At 71.3% G+C, this 14,964-nt stretch carries 15 protein-coding genes and 1 pseudogene; 15 read left to right on the top strand and 1 reads right to left on the bottom strand.

The window, feature by feature from the left end; all coding sequences use genetic code 11:
* The first annotated feature begins 22 nt into the window (after window positions 1–22).
* The 4 genes and pseudogenes from ABZ404_RS35140 to prcA all read left to right on the top strand — a co-directional run bounded on the left by ABZ404_RS35140 (window position 23) and on the right by prcA (window position 2,115).
* Entirely contained in the window at window positions 23–241 is a 219-nt protein-coding gene (locus ABZ404_RS35140) for a ubiquitin-like protein Pup (protein ID WP_067134420.1), read from the top strand.
* Window positions 242–330: 89 nt separating this feature from the next.
* Window positions 331–522 (top strand): annotated as a pseudogene (locus tag ABZ404_RS35135) (endonuclease domain-containing protein); the annotation flags it as partial.
* Entirely contained in the window at window positions 474–1,319 is an 846-nt protein-coding gene (gene prcB, locus ABZ404_RS35130) for a proteasome subunit beta (protein ID WP_358832833.1), read from the top strand. The pseudogene ABZ404_RS35135 and the gene prcB, both read left to right, overlap by 49 nt.
* A 46-nt stretch (window positions 1,320–1,365) precedes the next feature.
* The gene (gene prcA, locus ABZ404_RS35125; protein WP_358832832.1) at window positions 1,366–2,115 is read left to right on the top strand and encodes a proteasome subunit alpha; all 750 of its coding nucleotides are present in this window, start codon (window positions 1,366–1,368) and stop codon (window positions 2,113–2,115) included.
* A gap of 67 nt (window positions 2,116–2,182) precedes the next feature.
* Here the strand turns inward: prcA and ABZ404_RS35120 are convergent, their stop codons facing one another.
* Window positions 2,183–3,187 carry a LacI family DNA-binding transcriptional regulator gene (locus ABZ404_RS35120; RefSeq protein WP_358832831.1) on the bottom strand — a complete coding sequence of 335 codons (1,005 nt, stop codon included), beginning with the start codon at window positions 3,185–3,187 and terminating at the stop codon, window positions 2,183–2,185.
* Window positions 3,188–3,310: 123 nt separating this feature from the next.
* Here ABZ404_RS35120 and ABZ404_RS35115 point away from each other — a divergent pair, with 123 nt between their 5' ends.
* The 11 genes from ABZ404_RS35115 (at window position 3,311) to ABZ404_RS35065 (ending at window position 14,514) form a co-directional block, all read left to right on the top strand.
* Entirely contained in the window at window positions 3,311–4,555 is a 1,245-nt protein-coding gene (locus ABZ404_RS35115) for an MFS transporter (protein ID WP_358832830.1), read from the top strand.
* Between the two features lie 24 nt (window positions 4,556–4,579).
* Window positions 4,580–5,941, top strand: coding sequence for a Pup--protein ligase (gene pafA, locus ABZ404_RS35110; RefSeq protein WP_358832829.1), 1,362 nt, complete (start codon window positions 4,580–4,582; stop codon window positions 5,939–5,941).
* Between the two features lie 114 nt (window positions 5,942–6,055).
* Window positions 6,056–7,009 carry an FKBP-type peptidyl-prolyl cis-trans isomerase gene (locus ABZ404_RS35105; protein ID WP_358832828.1) on the top strand — a complete coding sequence of 318 codons (954 nt, stop codon included), beginning with the start codon at window positions 6,056–6,058 and terminating at the stop codon, window positions 7,007–7,009.
* 57 nt (window positions 7,010–7,066) lie between these two features.
* Window positions 7,067–7,438, top strand: coding sequence for an FKBP-type peptidyl-prolyl cis-trans isomerase (locus ABZ404_RS35100; RefSeq protein WP_358832827.1), 372 nt, complete (start codon window positions 7,067–7,069; stop codon window positions 7,436–7,438).
* A gap of 124 nt (window positions 7,439–7,562) precedes the next feature.
* Window positions 7,563–8,537, top strand: coding sequence for a WYL domain-containing protein (locus ABZ404_RS35095; RefSeq protein ID WP_358832826.1), 975 nt, complete (start codon window positions 7,563–7,565; stop codon window positions 8,535–8,537).
* Between the two features lie 16 nt (window positions 8,538–8,553).
* Entirely contained in the window at window positions 8,554–9,540 is a 987-nt protein-coding gene (locus ABZ404_RS35090) for a WYL domain-containing protein (RefSeq protein ID WP_358832825.1), read from the top strand.
* A gap of 15 nt (window positions 9,541–9,555) precedes the next feature.
* Window positions 9,556–9,819 carry a hypothetical protein gene (locus tag ABZ404_RS35085; protein ID WP_358991305.1) on the top strand — a complete coding sequence of 88 codons (264 nt, stop codon included), beginning with the start codon at window positions 9,556–9,558 and terminating at the stop codon, window positions 9,817–9,819.
* Window positions 9,820–9,828: 9 nt separating this feature from the next.
* The gene (locus ABZ404_RS35080; RefSeq protein ID WP_358832823.1) at window positions 9,829–10,026 is read left to right on the top strand and encodes a hypothetical protein; all 198 of its coding nucleotides are present in this window, start codon (window positions 9,829–9,831) and stop codon (window positions 10,024–10,026) included.
* A 210-nt stretch (window positions 10,027–10,236) separates the two neighbouring features.
* Window positions 10,237–10,518 carry a Sec-independent protein translocase subunit TatA gene (tatA, locus tag ABZ404_RS35075; RefSeq protein WP_358832822.1) on the top strand — a complete coding sequence of 94 codons (282 nt, stop codon included), beginning with the start codon at window positions 10,237–10,239 and terminating at the stop codon, window positions 10,516–10,518.
* A gap of 62 nt (window positions 10,519–10,580) precedes the next feature.
* Complete coding sequence (gene tatC / locus ABZ404_RS35070; protein WP_358832821.1) at window positions 10,581–11,537, top strand: twin-arginine translocase subunit TatC; 957 nt, start codon at window positions 10,581–10,583, stop codon at window positions 11,535–11,537.
* Between the two features lie 142 nt (window positions 11,538–11,679).
* Window positions 11,680–14,514 (top strand): DEAD/DEAH box helicase, encoded by a 2,835-nt coding sequence (locus ABZ404_RS35065; RefSeq protein ID WP_358837662.1) that lies wholly within the window; start codon window positions 11,680–11,682, stop codon window positions 14,512–14,514.
* The last annotated feature ends 450 nt before the right edge of the window (window positions 14,515–14,964 follow it).

The raw sequence follows: 14,964 nt of genomic DNA, 5'->3' as shown, positions 1-14,964 counted from the left end.
CGAACCGAGCGGGGTGAGGTAGATGGCGACCAAGGACACCGGCGGCGGACAGCAGAAGGCCACGCGTTCCACCGAGGAGGTCGAGGAGCAGACCCAGGACGCGCAGGCTTCGGAGGACCTCAAGGAGCGCCACGAGAAGCTCTCGGACGACGTCGACTCGGTGCTGGACGAGATCGACGACGTGCTCGAGGAGAACGCCGAGGACTTCGTCCGCTCGTTCGTTCAGAAGGGTGGACAGTAGTCCACACATGTGAACGGCGAGGGGTGTGGGTAAGGGGACGACGGTCCCCGGCGGCGGGGCGGCGCGGTGTGCGCCCAAGACGCCCTTCCGCCCCCGCCGTTCATGTGGATCACCGCCACGAGCCGGGTAAGGTCCGTGGCGTACGGTGCTTCAACTGCGATTCGGCCATCGGCAAGTTGGGAGACGATCCCGACACAGTTCGTCGGGCTGCCGCCTACCTGGAGGGAACCTCGTGGAAGCCAACACCCGTGGCACAGGGCGTCTACCAGCTGCCTTCCTGACGCCGGGCTCGTCCTCGTTCATGGACTTCCTGGCCGAGCACTCGCCGGAGATGCTGCCCGGCAAGCGCGTCCTGCCGCCCGTGCAGGGGCACGTGGAGGCCCCGCACGGCACCACCATCGTCGCCGCCACCTTCCCCGGCGGCGTGGTGCTCGCCGGCGACCGGCGGGCCACGATGGGCAACATGATCGCCCAGCGCGACATCGAGAAGGTCTTCCCCGCCGACGAGTACTCGGCGGTGGGCATCGCCGGCACCGCGGGTCTGGCCGTGGAGATGGTGAAGCTCTTCCAGCTGGAGCTGGAGCACTTCGAGAAGGTCGAGGGCACCACCCTCTCCCTTGAGGGCAAGGCCAACCGCCTGTCCACGATGATCCGCGGCAACCTCGGCATGGCCATGCAGGGCCTCGCCGTGGTCCCGCTCTTCGCGGGGTACGACGTGGACCGCGAGAAGGGCCGCATCTTCTCGTACGACGTGACCGGCGGCCGCTCCGAGGAGCACGGCTACGCGGCCACCGGCTCCGGCTCGATCTTCGCCCGGGGCTCGATGAAGAAGCTGTACCGCGAGGACCTCACCGAGGAGCAGGCGACGACCCTGGTCGTCCAGGCGCTCTACGACGCGGCGGACGACGACTCGGCGACCGGCGGTCCCGACGTCGCCCGCCGGATCTACCCGATCGTCACCGTCATCAGCGACGAGGGCTTCCGGAGACTGACCGAGGCGGAGTCCTCCGAGATCGCCCGCTCGATCCTGGAGAAGCGCCTTCAGCAGCCCGACGGCCCGCGCGCCGCGCTGCTCTGAGGCCGCAGAGATGACCCCGCCACTGACAGAAAGGGACGGATAGCCGGTGTCGACGCCGTTCTATGTCTCACCCCAGCAGGCCATGGCCGACCGCGCCGAGTACGCCCGCAAGGGCATCGCGCGCGGCCGCAGCCTGGTCGTGCTGCAGTACGCCGACGGCATCGTCTTCGTCGGCGAGAACCCGTCCCGTGCCCTGCACAAGTTCAGCGAGATCTACGACCGGATCGGCTTCGCCGCCGCCGGCAAGTACAACGAGTACGAGAACCTCCGCATCGGCGGTGTGCGCTACGCGGACCTGCGCGGCTACACCTACGACCGGGACGACGTGACGGCCCGCGGCCTGGCGAACGTGTACGCGCAGACGCTGGGCACCATCTTCTCCAGCGCCGGTGAGAAGCCGTACGAGGTGGAGCTGGTGGTCGCCGAGGTCGGGGCGACGCCGGAGGAGGACCAGATCTACCGGCTGCCGCACGACGGCTCGATCGTGGACGAGCACGGCTCGGTCGCGGTCGGCGGCAACGCGGAGCAGATCAGCGGCTTCCTCGACCAGCGCCACCAGGACGGCATGTCGCTGGCGGAGGCGCTGAGGCTGGCGGTGCAGGCCCTGTCCAACCAGACCAACGGCGCCGACCGGGAGATCCCCGCGGAGCGGCTGGAGGTCGCGGTGCTGGACCGGACGAGGCCGCAGCAGCGCAAGTTCAAGCGGATCGTCGGCCGTCAGCTCTCGCGTCTCCTCCAGACCGAGGAGGCCAGCGCCGAGCCGACCGAGGTGCCGTCGGACGACGACGAGGAGTAGGGGCGCGCAAGCACCCCGGGGCCCGTACACCGCCGTTCCCGACGGCGGGGCACGGGCCTTTCCCGTGTCAGGACGCGGGCGGGGCCGTGGAGCCGCGGACGACCAGGGAGACCGGCAGATCGCCCGCCTCCGGATCCCGGTCCTCCAGCACGGCGAGCAGCGCGGCCATGCCCCGCTCGCCCACCCGCTCGGCGGGCAATCGGACGGTGGTGAGCTCCGGTTCGAGGGCGGTGGCCAGGGCCAGATCGTCGAATCCGGCCACCGAGAGGTCCTCCGGGATCCGCAGCCCCAGCCGTCGGGCGGCCTTGCAGGCTCCCGCGGCCAGGATGTCGTCGTCGCAGACGAGCGCGGTCGGGCGCGGGCCCGGCCGGGTCAGGGCGTGTTCGGCGGCGGCGCGGCCGGCGTCGACGGTGAGCGCGGAGGGGACGGTCAGGAACTCGGCGCCGGGCACCGCGCGCAGCGCGTCCTCCAGGGCCCGGGCGCGGACCCGGAACGTCCAGGAGTCCACGGCCGAGGCGAGGTGGACGAACCGGCGGTGGCCGAGCCCGAGCAGATGGTCCGTCACCTGCCGTATGCCGTCGGCGATGTCGAGGTTGACGCGGGCGGCGGGCCCGGACGCGGCGGGGTCGCTGTCCAGCATGACCAGCGGCAGATCGGTGCCGCGGATGGACGCGAGGGCGTCGGCGGCCATGGAGGAGGCGATGACCCCGTCGAGGGCGGCGCTGGCGGAGGCGAAGGGGTCGCGGGCGGGGCCGACGCCCTCGGGGGAGGGGTAGAGGACCACACCGAACCCGTGCTCGGCGGCGACCCGGGCGGCGCCGGTGTAGACGCGGGCGAAGAACTCGTTGGTGAGGGCCGGGACGACCAGCAGGGCCGTGCGGGTGCGTCCCAGGCGCAGGCTGCGGGCGGCGAGGTTGGGCCGGTAGCCGAGGTCGCGGGCGGCGTCGCGCACCAGGGCGGCCGTCCGCTCCGAGACCCGGCCGCGCCACTTGTCGCCGAGGACCAGGGAGACGGTGGCCTGGGAGACCCCGGCCGCGCGGGCGACGTCCCGGCTGGTCGGCTGGGTCTTCACGGGTCCTCCGGCGGGGTGGGCGGTCGCTGGGCGCCCCCGGTCCGGGGGTGGACCCGGGGGTTGTCGACATGGTACGTATGACGGCGTACGTTATACGTAACACTCAACCGATCGAGGGGCGACATGGCGGCGGGATACCTGGAGATCCTCCGGACGCGGCACGCCGCGCGGCTGCTGGCGGGCACCCTCACGGGACGGCTGCCGAACGCCACGGCGGCCATCGCCGTGGTGCTGTTCGTCCGCGCCGAGGGCGGCAGCTACTCGCTGGCGGGCGCGCTCACCGCGGTGTACGGGGTGGCGACCGCGGCCGGGCAGCCCCTGCTCGGCCGCGCCGTGGACCTGTACGGGCAGCCCCGGGTGATGCTGCCCGCGTCGGTGGCGAGCGCGCTCGGCATGTGCGTCCTCGCCCTGGCCGGCATCGACCCGGTCGCGCTCGCCTACGCGGCGATGCTGGTGGCGGGCTTCTGCACACCGCCCCTGGAGGGCGGGCTGCGGGCGCTGTGGCCCAGCGTCCTGACCCGCCAGGACCAGGTGCACACCGCGTACGCGATGGACGCGATAGCCCAGGAGGTGATGTTCACCGTCGGCCCGCTCCTGGTCACCCTCGGCATCGCCCTGTGGTCGCCCGCCGTCGCGCTCGTCGCCATCAACGCGCTCGGCGTGCTCGGCGCGCTCTCGGTGGTCCTCTCGCGCCCCTCGCGCGCGTGGCGCTCCGCCCCGCGCGAGGCGCACTGGCTGGGCGCGCTGCGCTCGACGGGCCTGCTGGCGCTCCTCGGGGCCTTCTTCTTCGTCGGTCTCGCCCTGGGCGCCATCATCGTGGCGGCCTCGGCGTACGCCGACGACCACGGCCGGGACGCGATCTACGGCTGGCTGATGGCGGCCAACGGCCTCGGGGCGCTGCTCGGCGGTCTGGTGTACGGGGCGCGCCAGTGGTCCGGAACTCCCGAGAAACGGCTGATCTCGCTCGTCGCGCTGCTCGCCGTGGGCTATCTGCCGCTGATGCTCGTACCCGGTGTGGTGCCCATGGCGCTGCTCTCCGTCGTCTCCGGGCTCTTCCTCGCGCCGTGCATCGCCTGCGCGTTCATCGTGGTCGACCGGCACGCCCCGCGCGGCACCGTGACCGAGGCCTTCTCCTGGCTGGTGACCGCCTTCGGCGTCGGCACCGCGCTCGGTACGGCCGTCGCGGGCCCCGCCGTCGAACTCGGCGGCAGCGCGGCGAGCTTCGCCGTGGCGGGCGGCGGCGGAGCGGCGGCGCTGGTGGTGCTCCTGGCCACCCGAGGGGTCCTCGCAGCCGACGGGCGTACGGAAAGCGTCGCGGGAGTTGACCAAAATGATCCAACCCGTGCCGTCGAACCCGGTTTCAGCTGAGGGCAACGGGCGTAATGTTCAGTCATGGACCGCCGCATTTTCGGGCTGGAGAACGAGTACGGCGTCACGTGCACGTTCAGGGGACAGCGCCGACTGTCACCTGACGAAGTGGCGCGCTACCTCTTCCGCCGTGTTGTGTCATGGGGCCGCAGCAGCAACGTCTTCCTGCGGAACGGCGCCCGTCTCTACCTCGACGTGGGTTCGCATCCGGAATACGCGACTCCCGAATGCGACAACGTGACCGAACTGGTCACCCACGACAAGGCGGGCGAGCGCATTCTCGAAGGCCTGCTCGTCGACGCCGAACGCCGCCTGCACGAGGAGGGAATCGCCGGCGACGTCTATCTCTTCAAGAACAACACCGATTCCGCGGGAAACTCCTACGGGTGCCACGAGAACTATCTCGTCGCCCGGCACGGCGAGTTCTCCCGGCTGGCGGACATCCTCATCCCGTTCCTGGTCACCCGCCAGCTCCTGTGCGGCGCGGGCAAGGTCCTCCAGACCCCGCGCGGCGCGGTCTACTGCGTCAGCCAGCGCGCCGAGCACATCTGGGAGGGCGTCAGCTCCGCCACCACCCGCTCGCGCCCCATCATCAACACCAGGGACGAGCCGCACGCCGACGCCGAGCGCTACCGGCGGCTGCACGTGATCGTCGGCGACTCCAACATGTCCGAGACGACCATGCTGCTCAAGGTCGGCGCCACCGACCTGGTGCTGCGCATGATCGAGGCGGGCACGGTGATGCGCGACCTGACGCTGGAGAACCCGATCCGGGCGATCCGCGAGGTCTCGCACGACATCACCGGCCAGCGCAAGGTGCGCCTGGCCAGCGGCCGCGAGGCCTCGGCGCTCGAAGTGCAGCGGGAGTACTACGAGAAGGCCGTGGACTTCGTGGAGCGCCGGGGCATCCGCACCGGCACCGTCGAGCAGGTCCTGGAGCTGTGGGGCCGCACCCTGGACGCGATCGAGGCCGAGGACCTCGACCGGATCGGTACCGAGATCGACTGGGTGATGAAGTACCAGCTGATCGAGCGGTACCGGGCGAAGCACAACATGACCATGTCGCACCCCCGGGTCGCCCAGATAGACCTGGCGTACCACGACATCCACCGCCAGCGGGGGCTGTACTACCTGCTGGAGCGCAAGGGCCAGGCGGCGCGGATCTGCAACGACCTGAAGATCTTCGAGGGCAAGTCGGTGCCCCCGCAGACCACCCGGGCACGGCTGCGCGGCGACTTCATCCGCCGGGCGCAGGAGCAGCGCCGGGACTTCACCGTCGACTGGGTGCACCTGAAGCTCAACGACCAGGCGCAGCGCACCGTGCTGTGCAAGGACCCGTTCCGCTCCGTGGACGACCGGGTGGAGAAGCTGATCGCCGGAATGTGAGCGGCCGGCGGTACCGGCCGCCGGAACACGGGCCCCGTACGTTCCTCGTACGGGGCCCGTGGTACGCCTTAGAGTGGCGGCAAACTACCGTGCCGTCTGAGATCTGAGGAACACGTGCGCCGACTTGCCGGCCTGCTCGCCGTCCCGCTGCTGCTGGTTGCCACAGCCGCCTGCGGAAGCGACGACAAGGGCTCCGACTCCCCCTCCGACACCGCCTCGATGAAGAACGGCCTGCCCGCCATCACCGCGGGCGCCACGTTCGGGGAGAAGCCGACCCTCGCCAAGGGCGAGGGCGACCCGCCCAAGGCCCTCAAGGTCAACGTCATCAGCGAGGGCAAGGGGGCGGCGCTCAAGAAGAACGACGCCGTGTCCGTGAACTACCTCGGCCAGGCCTGGGACTCGGACAAGCCGTTCGACAACAGCTTCGACCGCAAGCAGCCGTTCACGCTCACCCTCGGCGCCGGCCAGGTCATCAAGGGCTGGGACCAGGGCCTGGAAGGCCAGAAGGTCGGCAGCCGCGTCGAGCTGGGCATCCCGCCGGAGCTCGGGTACGGCGCGCAGGGCCAGGGCGACAGCATCAAGCCCAACGCCACGCTGGTCTTCGTCGTGGACATCGTCAAGGCGACCACCATCCCCGCCTCCGCCAAGGGCAAGGAGGTCGCGCAGGACGACAAGGACCTGCCGAAGGTGGGCACCAACACCGACGGCAAGGCGCCCTCGCTGACCATCCCCAAGACCGACGCGCCTAAGAAGCTGGTCTCCGACTACGTGCTGGAGGGCGACGGCGACGTGGTGAAGGACACCGACAGCGTGGTCCTGGCGTACGAGGGCTTCCTGTGGAAGGACAGCAAGAAGTTCGACAGCACCTACGACCAGGGCAAGACGCAGACCTTCGCGCTCCCGAACCTGACCCTCAAGGGCCTCAAGGCCGGTCTGATCGGCAAGAAGGTCGGCAGCCGCATCCTCGTCGTCATCCCGCCGGACCAGGGTCTGGGCGACAAGGAGCAGTCCGGGATCCCGGCCAACTCGACCATGGTCTTCTCGATCGACATCCTGGCCAAGATGTGACGGCGGGGATGTAAGACTGTCCCGGTTGCCCTGCACGTATTCAAGAGGAGCAGTTCAGTGAGCATCGAGAAGCCCGAGATCGACTTCCCCGAGGGCGAGCCGCCGGCGGACCTGGAGATCAAGGAGATCTGGGAGGGCGACGGCGCCGTCGCCAAGGCGGGCGACTACGTGAAGGTCCACTACGTGGGCGTCGCCTTCTCCACCGGTGAGGAGTTCGACTCCTCCTGGAACCGCAACACCCCGCTGGAGTTCCAGCTCGGTGTCGGCCAGGTCATCCAGGGCTGGGACAAGGGCGTGCAGGGCATGAAGGTCGGTGGCCGCCGTCAGCTGACCATCCCCGCGCACCTCGCCTACGGCGACCGCGGTGCCGGTGGCCGGATCGCGCCGGGTGAGACGCTTATCTTCGTCTGCGACCTGGTCGCTGTCTGATCACACCCGATCACACCGAGGGCCCGTGCCGTCCGGCACGGGCCCTCGGCTTTTGCCCCGACACCCCGGGGCGGTACGGTCAACGGTCGGAGCAGCGGATTTCGAGGAGAGGCGAAGGGCGTCGATGGCGATTGCCAAGGCCGAGCGGCTGATGAACCTGGCGCTGTGTCTGCTGGGGACGCGCCGTCCGCTCAGCAAGCGCGAACTGCGCGGTTCCATCGAGGCGTATGTCGAGGCCGCTGGGCCGGAAGGAAGCGCGGCGGGCTCGGACGACGCCTTCAACCGGATGTTCGAGCGCGACAAGGACGACCTGCGCGAACTCGGCCTGGTCATCGAGACAGTGGAGAACCTCGACGGGGAGACCGGCTATCTGGCCCGCCGCGACTCCAACCGGCTGCCGCCGGTCCAGCTGGACGCCGAGGAGGCCGCGGCGCTCGGGCTCGCCGCCCGCGTCTGGCAGCAGGCCCGGCTCGCGGGAGCGGCCAGCGGCGCACTCCAGAAGCTGCGCGCCGCCGGAATGCCGGAAGCCGACAACCCCTACGAGCACAGCGCGATCGAGCCACGCATCCCGGTCCACGAGGCCGCTTTCGAGCCGTTGATGCTGGCCTGCCGCGACCGCCGCCCGGTCGTCTTCGAGTACCGCAAGGCCACCGCCGCCCGCCCCGGCACCCGCCATGTCGAGCCGTGGACGCTGGAGTGCTGGCGCGGCCACTGGTACCTGGCGGGCTGGGACCGCGACCGCGGCGCCGAGCGGGTCTTCCGGCTCTCGCGGATCACCGGCAAGGTCCGCTCGCGGGCCGGCTCCTTCACCGCGCCGGTGCCCGACGTGGTGACCGTGCGCGAGACCGTGGAGAGCTGGGCGGGGGAGACCGCCACCCGCTCCGCGCGGATCAGGCTGCGTGCCGGCGCGGGCTACCCGCTGCGCTCGCGGGCCACCGCGACGCGGGAACTCGGCGACGGGTGGGACGAGTTGGAGATTCCGTACGGGCACGGGCTGGACGCCTGGCTCGTGGAGTTCGGCCCCGACGTGGTCGTGCTGGAGCCCGCGGATCTGCGGGCCGACGTGGTGGACCGGCTGCGCGCCGTGGCCAAGGGCTGAGGGGAACCGGACGACCATGGCTGCCAACGCCATCGACCAGACGCGGCGGATGCTCTCCCTCGTCACCTATCTGCGCGAGCGGCCCGGCGCGCACGTCGCCGACGTCGCCCGCGCCTTCGGCATCAGCGAGGACGAGCTGATCTCGGACCTCGACGTGCTGCCCATGTGCGGGACCAGCTTCCGCGGCGGCGACCTGCTCGACATCGACACCGACGGCGACCGCATCTGGTGGCGCAATCCGAACGCCCTGGGCGCCGAGGCGGCCGAGCCGCTGCGGATCGCCGCCGACGAGGCGACCGCCCTCCTGGTCGCGGCCCGCGCGGTGGCGACGCTGCCGGGGCTGCGCGAGGGCGACCGCCAGGCGCTGCTGCGCGCCACCGCCAAGCTGGAGGCGGCGGCCGGGGAGGCGGCGGGCGCGAGCTCCCGGCTCTCGGTGACCTTCGAGTCCGAGGGCGGGGTCTTCGCCGACGTCGACCGGGCGATCTCCGAGCGGCGCCGGCTGTGGGTGCGCTACTACTCGCCCGCGCGCGACGAGCTCACCGAGCGCGAGGTCGACCCGATCCGGCTCTTCGCCGTCGGCCACACCTATATGGAGGCGTGGTGCCGCCTCTCCGAGGCGCGCCGCACCTTCCGTCTGGACCGGGTGGCCGAGATCCGTCTCCTCGACGAGCCCGCGGCGCCGCCCGAGCTGGAGCTGCGGGACCTCTCGGAGGGGCTGGTGCAGCCCGCCGCCGAGGACCCCGAGGTGGTCGTCGAGGTGGGTCCCGGCGGGCGCTGGGTCGCCGAGTACTACCCGCACGACAGCGCCGAGGAGCTGCCCGACGGCGGTCTGCGGATCACCCTGCGCACCCCGGAGCCGGCCTCGCTGCGGCGTCTGGCGCTGCGGCTCGGCGGCGACGGCAGGATCGTCGCCCCCGGCGACCTGGCGGAAAGCGCCCGCACCGCGGCCCTGGCGGCGCTGGCGGCGTACGAAGAGCAGAGCGCGCCCGACGGACAGAGCTGAGGAGACGAGCGGAACATGTCGGTGATGCCCGGTATTTCCCGTCAGATGGCCGCGGTCCAGTCGGTGCTCTTCAAGGCCGCCTGCCCCGACTGCCGCGCCCGCATCGAGCTGGCCGCGGGGGCGCTGCGCCTGGCCATCGGCGCCAGCCGCCGTACCACCTTCTACTCCTTCACCTGCCCCGAGTGCGGTTCCGCCGTGCGCAAGCCGGCCGGTGAGCGCATCGTCGAACTCCTCACCGGCGGAGGGGTCCGCACCCTCCGCCTCCACTCCAGCGTCTAGGGTCCGCTCATGTTCTGGCCGATGACCGCCGTCGCCGTCGGGTTCCTCTCCATCGCCGTCCTCGGCGTCCTCGCGATCAAGGTGTTCGTCGAGGCGCAGCGCCTCGGCCGGCAAGTGGCCGACACCACAAGGAAGATCAACAGCGCCGCCGAGGAGCTGGAACGCGCCGCAGTTGAACTCTCCGGGGCCGCAGAGACCCCGCGGTGACCGGTGGGGACTCCTGTGTGTCCGTCCCTTTGGGTACGCTTCAGAGCGCGGACCACGCAGCGAGGCAGTGGGCCGTGTCCGGGAGGACGTACGGGGATTGCCCGGCGTTCACCCCTGCGCGTTACGATCGCTGCACGCACACGGTCGGACACCAGTCCGACCGGGACCCGCAGCCCCACCCACGTCGCCTCGGTGAGAAGGTAAAAGCTTATGTTCGGAAGGCTCGGAGCCCCCGAGATCATTCTCATCCTCGTCGTCATCGTCCTGCTGTTCGGCGCGAAGAAGCTTCCGGACATGGCGCGCTCGCTCGGCAAGTCCGCGCGCATCCTCAAGAGCGAGGCGAAGGCCATGAAGTCCGACGGCCAGCAGACCGCCCCCGCCGACCCGCCCCACCCGGGCGAGCAGCCGCCGGCCCAGCGCACCATCCAGTCGGCCCCCGGCGACGTCAGCAGCTCGCGTCCCGTGACCGAGCCGACCGACTCCACCCGCTGACACCTGGGCCGAAGCAGGCGCTGATCACCAAGGTGCCCTGCCGCACGAGATGAGGACGTGGGTTGCTGAAGTCTGCCCGCAAACAGCAGAAGGACCCGGAGGGGCGGATGCCCCTCTCGGACCATCTCCGTGAGCTGCGCAACCGGCTCGCCAAGGCGGTTCTCGCGATCCTGGTCTGCGCCGTGGTGGCGGCGTTCTACTACAAGGACATCGTCGACCTGATCATCAAGCCGGTCAGGGAGTCGGTCGGCTGCCCGGACTCGTTGCAGACGCTGGCCAAGAAGGACAGCGACGATCCCTGCGGCAACGTCACGATGTCCGGCCTGATGTCGCCGTTCACGCTGATGATCAAGACGTCCCTGGTGGCGGGCGTCGTCGGGGCCAGCCCGGTCTGGCTCTACCAGCTCTGGGCGTTCGTCGCCCCGGGCCTGCACAAGAACGAGAAGAAGTACTCGCTGGGCTTCGTCGCGGCGGGCTTCCCCCTCTTCCTCGCCGGCGGCTGGTTCTCGTACCACGTCCTGCCCGCGGCGGCGAAGGTGCTCCTGGACTTCACCCCCGAGGGCACGCTCAACCTGCTCCCGCTGAACGAGCTGATCGACCTCACCCTGCGGATGATCGTCGTCTTCGGCCTCTCCTTCGAGCTGCCACTCCTATTGATCATGCTGAACTTCGGCGGGGTGCTCACCGGACGCCGGATGCTCGGCTGGTGGCGCGGCATGATCATGGGTGTCACGGTCTTCGCGGCCTTCGCGACGCCGACCGTCGACCCCGTGTCGATGCTCTCGCTGGCGGCCCCGATCGTGCTGCTGTACTTCATCGCCGTCGGCATCTCGTTCCTCAACGACAAGCGCCGCCGCGAGCGCGCCGCGGCAGGACCCGCCGACGACGAGGCCTCCGACCTCGACCTCACCCCGTCGGACATCGGCGGCATCGAGCCGGTCGCGTCCCCGTCCCTGCCCGAGCAGGCGGACGCCCACCGCTCCGGCAGCCGGGTCAACGGGTACGACGACGTCACCTGACGCCCGCCGCGAAGCGGCCGGGGCGCGCACGGCGCGCACCCGGCCGCTTCCGCGTTCCGGGCCCCCGCGCGCCCCCTGCCGGGCCCCGGTCCCATAAAGATCGCGACCTCTGTCAGAGGCGGCGGGTAGGCTCGAAGACAAGATGACAGAGGACCTCTCACCAGCCGAAGCGTACGCAGCTGCCCGGCTCCGCGCCGCCGAGCAGGCGACCGCGCTCGCACCCTTCCGCGACCTGTACGAGTTCGATCTGGACCCCTTCCAGATCGAGGCGTGCCGGGCCCTGGAGAGCGGCAAGGGCGTGCTCGTGGCCGCCCCGACCGGCTCCGGCAAGACGATCGTCGGCGAGTTCGCCGTGCACCTGGCCCTCCAGCAGGGCCGCAAGTGCTTCTACACCACGCCCATCAAGGCGCTCTCCAACCAGAAGTACGCCGACCTGGTCAGGCGCTACGGCGCGGACAAGGTCGGCCTGCTCACCGGCGACAACAGCGTCAACTCCGAGGCGCCGGTGGTCGTGATGACCACCGAGGTGCTCCGCAACATGCTCTACGCGGGCTCCCAGTCGCTGCGGGGCCTGGGCTATGTGGTCATGGACGAGGTGCACTACCTCTCCGACCGCTTCCGGGGCGCCGTCTGGGAAGAGGTGATCATCCACCTGCCCGAGTCGGTGACCCTGGTGTCGCTGTCGGCGACCGTGTCCAACGCGGAGGAGTTCGGCGACTGGCTGGACACCGTGCGCGGCGACACCGAGGTGATCGTCTCCGAGGAGCGCCCGGTCCCGCTCTGGCAGCACGTGCTGGCCGGCCGCCGGATGTACGACCTCTTCGAGGAGTCCACCGACCACGGCGGCCGCGGCGGCGCCCGCCGCGAGGTCAACCCGGACCTGCTGCGCATGGCCCGGATGGAGAACCAGAAGACGTACAACCCGCGCGAGCGCAGACGCGGCAAGATGGTCCGCGAGGCCGACCGCGAGCGCGAGCGGCGCCAGCGCTCCCGGATCTGGACGCCGGGCCGCCCCGAGGTGATCGAACGGCTCGACGCCGAGGGCCTGTTGCCCGCCATCACCTTCATCTTCAGCCGCGCCGCCTGCGAGGCCGCGGTCCAGCAGTGCATGTACGCGGGCCTGCGCCTCAACGACGAGGACGCGCGCATGCGGGTGCGCGAGATCGTCGAGGAGCGCACCGCCTCCATCCCCGGCGAGGACCTCAACGTCCTGGGGTACTACGAGTGGCTGGAGGGCCTGGAGCGGGGCATCGCGGCCCACCACGCGGGCATGCTGCCGACCTTCAAGGAGGTCGTGGAGGAGCTGTTCGTCCGCGGTCTGGTGAAGGCCGTCTTCGCCACCGAGACGCTCGCCCTGGGCATCAACATGCCCGCCAGGACGGTGATCCTGGAGAAGCTGGTGAAGTGGAACGGCGAGCAGCACGCCGACATCACCCCCGGTGAGTACACCCAGCTGACCGGCCGCGCCGGCCGCCGCGGCATCGACGTCGAGGGCCACGCGGTGGTGCTCTGGCAGCGCGGCATGGACCCGGGCGCGCTCGCGGGCCTGGCCGGCACCCGGACGTATCCGCTGCGCTCCAGCTTCCGGCCGTCGTACAACATGGCGGTGAACCTCGTCGAGCAGTTCGGCCGGCACCGCTCGCGCGAGCTCCTGGAGACCTCCTTCGCGCAGTTCCAGGCGGACAAGTCCGTCGTCGGCATCTCCCGTCAGGTGCAGCGCAACGAGGAGGGCCTGGAGGGCTACAAGGAGGGCATGAGCTGCCACCTCGGGAACTTCGAGGAGTACGCGCGGCTGCGCCGCGACCTCAAGGACCGCGAGACGGAGCTCGCCAAGCAGGGCGCGAACCAGCGCCGGGCCGCGGCCGCCGCCTCCCTGGAGCGGCTCAAGCCCGGTGACGTGATCCACGTACCGACGGGCAAGTTCGCCGGGCTCGCGCTCGTGCTCGACCCGGGCATCCCCGCCGGGCGCTCCAACGGCCACCGCGGTTTCGACCAGCACGACGGGCCGCGCCCGCTGGTGCTGACCGCCGAGCGGCAGGTCAAGCGGCTCGCCGCGATCGACTTCCCGGTGCCGGTGGAGGCGATTGAGCGGATGAGGGTCCCCAAGTCCTTCAACGCGCGCTCGCCCCAGTCCCGCCGCGACCTCGCCTCCGCGCTGCGCACCAAGGCCGGCCACATCGTGCCCGAGCGCCACCGCAGGGGCCGCTCCGAGGCGGCCGACGACCGCGAGATCAGCCGGCTGCGCGCCGAGCTGCGGGCCCACCCCTGCCACGGCTGCGACGAGCGCGAGGACCACGCGCGCTGGGCCGAGCGGTACCACCGCCTCCAGCGCGACACCCGGCAGCTGGAGAAGCGGATCGAGGGGCGGACCAACACCATCGCCCGCACCTTCGACCGGATCGTGTCGCTCCTGACCGAGCTGGACTATCTGCGCGCCGACGAGGTCACCGAGCACGGCCGCCGTCTGGCCCGGCTCTACGGCGAGCTGGACCTGCTGGCCAGCGAGTGCCTGCGCGCGGGCGTCTGGGAGGGCCTGAGCCCGGCCGAGCTCGCCGCGTGCGTCTCGGCGCTGGTCTTCGAGGCCCGCCAGGCCGACGACGCGGTGGCGCCGAAGCTGCCCTCGGGCGCGGCCAAGGCGGCGCTCGGCGAGATGGTCCGCATCTGGGGCCGTCTCGACGCGCTGGAGGAGGACCACAAGATCAACCAGGCGGAGGGGGTGGGCCAGCGCGAGCCGGACCTCGGCTTCGCCTGGGCGGCCTTCCAGTGGGCCTCCGGCCAGGGCCTGGACGAGGTGCTGCGCGAGGCGGAGATGCCGGCGGGTGACTTCGTGCGCTGGTGCAAGCAGGTGATCGACGTGCTCGGCCAGATCGCGGCGGCCTCTCCCGGCACCTCGACGGGCAGCACGGTGCCCAAGAACGCCCGCAAGGCGGTGGACGCGCTGCTGAGGGGCGTGGTGGCGTACAGCTCAGTGGGGTGAGCCCTCCGGGCGGGGTTTGTGTCTCGGGGGTGAGCCCTCCGAGCCGGGTGCGCCTGCGGGTTGGTGGGGTGAGCCCTCCGGGCCGGGGTGGTGTTTCCGGGTTGGTGGGCTCCGCCCCTCCGGGCCGGGGCTGTGCCTGCGGCTCGACGGGGTGAGCCCTCCGGGTGGGTTTGTGTCTGCGGGTTGGTGGGGGTTGGTCGCGCAGTTCCCCGCGCCCCTAGGTGCCCGGGGGCGCGGGGAGCTGCGCGGGCAACCCAGCATGGTCCGCAGAGAGGTCCGGGCCGGGTGTGCCTGCGGCTCGATGGGGTGAGCCCTCCGGGTGGGTTGGTGTCTGCGGGTGGGTGGGGGCTGGTCGCGCAGTTCCCCGCGCCCCTAGGTGCCCGGGGGCGCGGCCGCGGTGTCAGCCCGCCCAGGGTCGCGGTGGCGAAGAGCTCGCCCGCCGCGGCGATG

This window comes from Streptomyces sp. NPDC005878 (assembly GCF_040629815.1).
In the GTDB taxonomy this organism is placed as follows: domain Bacteria; phylum Actinomycetota; class Actinomycetes; order Streptomycetales; family Streptomycetaceae; genus Streptomyces.
The sequence above is the reverse complement of the archived record's forward strand: the minus strand, read 5'-3'. Positions and strand labels throughout refer to the sequence as shown.

What these genes read in the sequence shown, in the direction of transcription:
- ABZ404_RS35095 (WP_358832826.1), top strand. Translation starts at nt 7,563, where the DNA reads ATGGCGATTGCCAAGGCCGAGCGGCTGATGAACCTGGCGCTGTGTCTG.
- ABZ404_RS35140 (WP_067134420.1), top strand. Translation starts at nt 23, where the DNA reads ATGGCGACCAAGGACACCGGCGGCGGACAGCAGAAGGCCACGCGTTCC.
- tatA (WP_358832822.1), top strand. Translation starts at nt 10,237, where the DNA reads ATGTTCGGAAGGCTCGGAGCCCCCGAGATCATTCTCATCCTCGTCGTC.
- ABZ404_RS35065 (WP_358837662.1), top strand. Translation starts at nt 11,680, where the DNA reads ATGACAGAGGACCTCTCACCAGCCGAAGCGTACGCAGCTGCCCGGCTC.
- pafA (WP_358832829.1), top strand. Translation starts at nt 4,580, where the DNA reads ATGGACCGCCGCATTTTCGGGCTGGAGAACGAGTACGGCGTCACGTGC.
- ABZ404_RS35085 (WP_358991305.1), top strand. Translation starts at nt 9,556, where the DNA reads ATGTCGGTGATGCCCGGTATTTCCCGTCAGATGGCCGCGGTCCAGTCG.
- ABZ404_RS35080 (WP_358832823.1), top strand. Translation starts at nt 9,829, where the DNA reads ATGTTCTGGCCGATGACCGCCGTCGCCGTCGGGTTCCTCTCCATCGCC.
- ABZ404_RS35090 (WP_358832825.1), top strand. Translation starts at nt 8,554, where the DNA reads ATGGCTGCCAACGCCATCGACCAGACGCGGCGGATGCTCTCCCTCGTC.
- ABZ404_RS35115 (WP_358832830.1), top strand. Translation starts at nt 3,311, where the DNA reads ATGGCGGCGGGATACCTGGAGATCCTCCGGACGCGGCACGCCGCGCGG.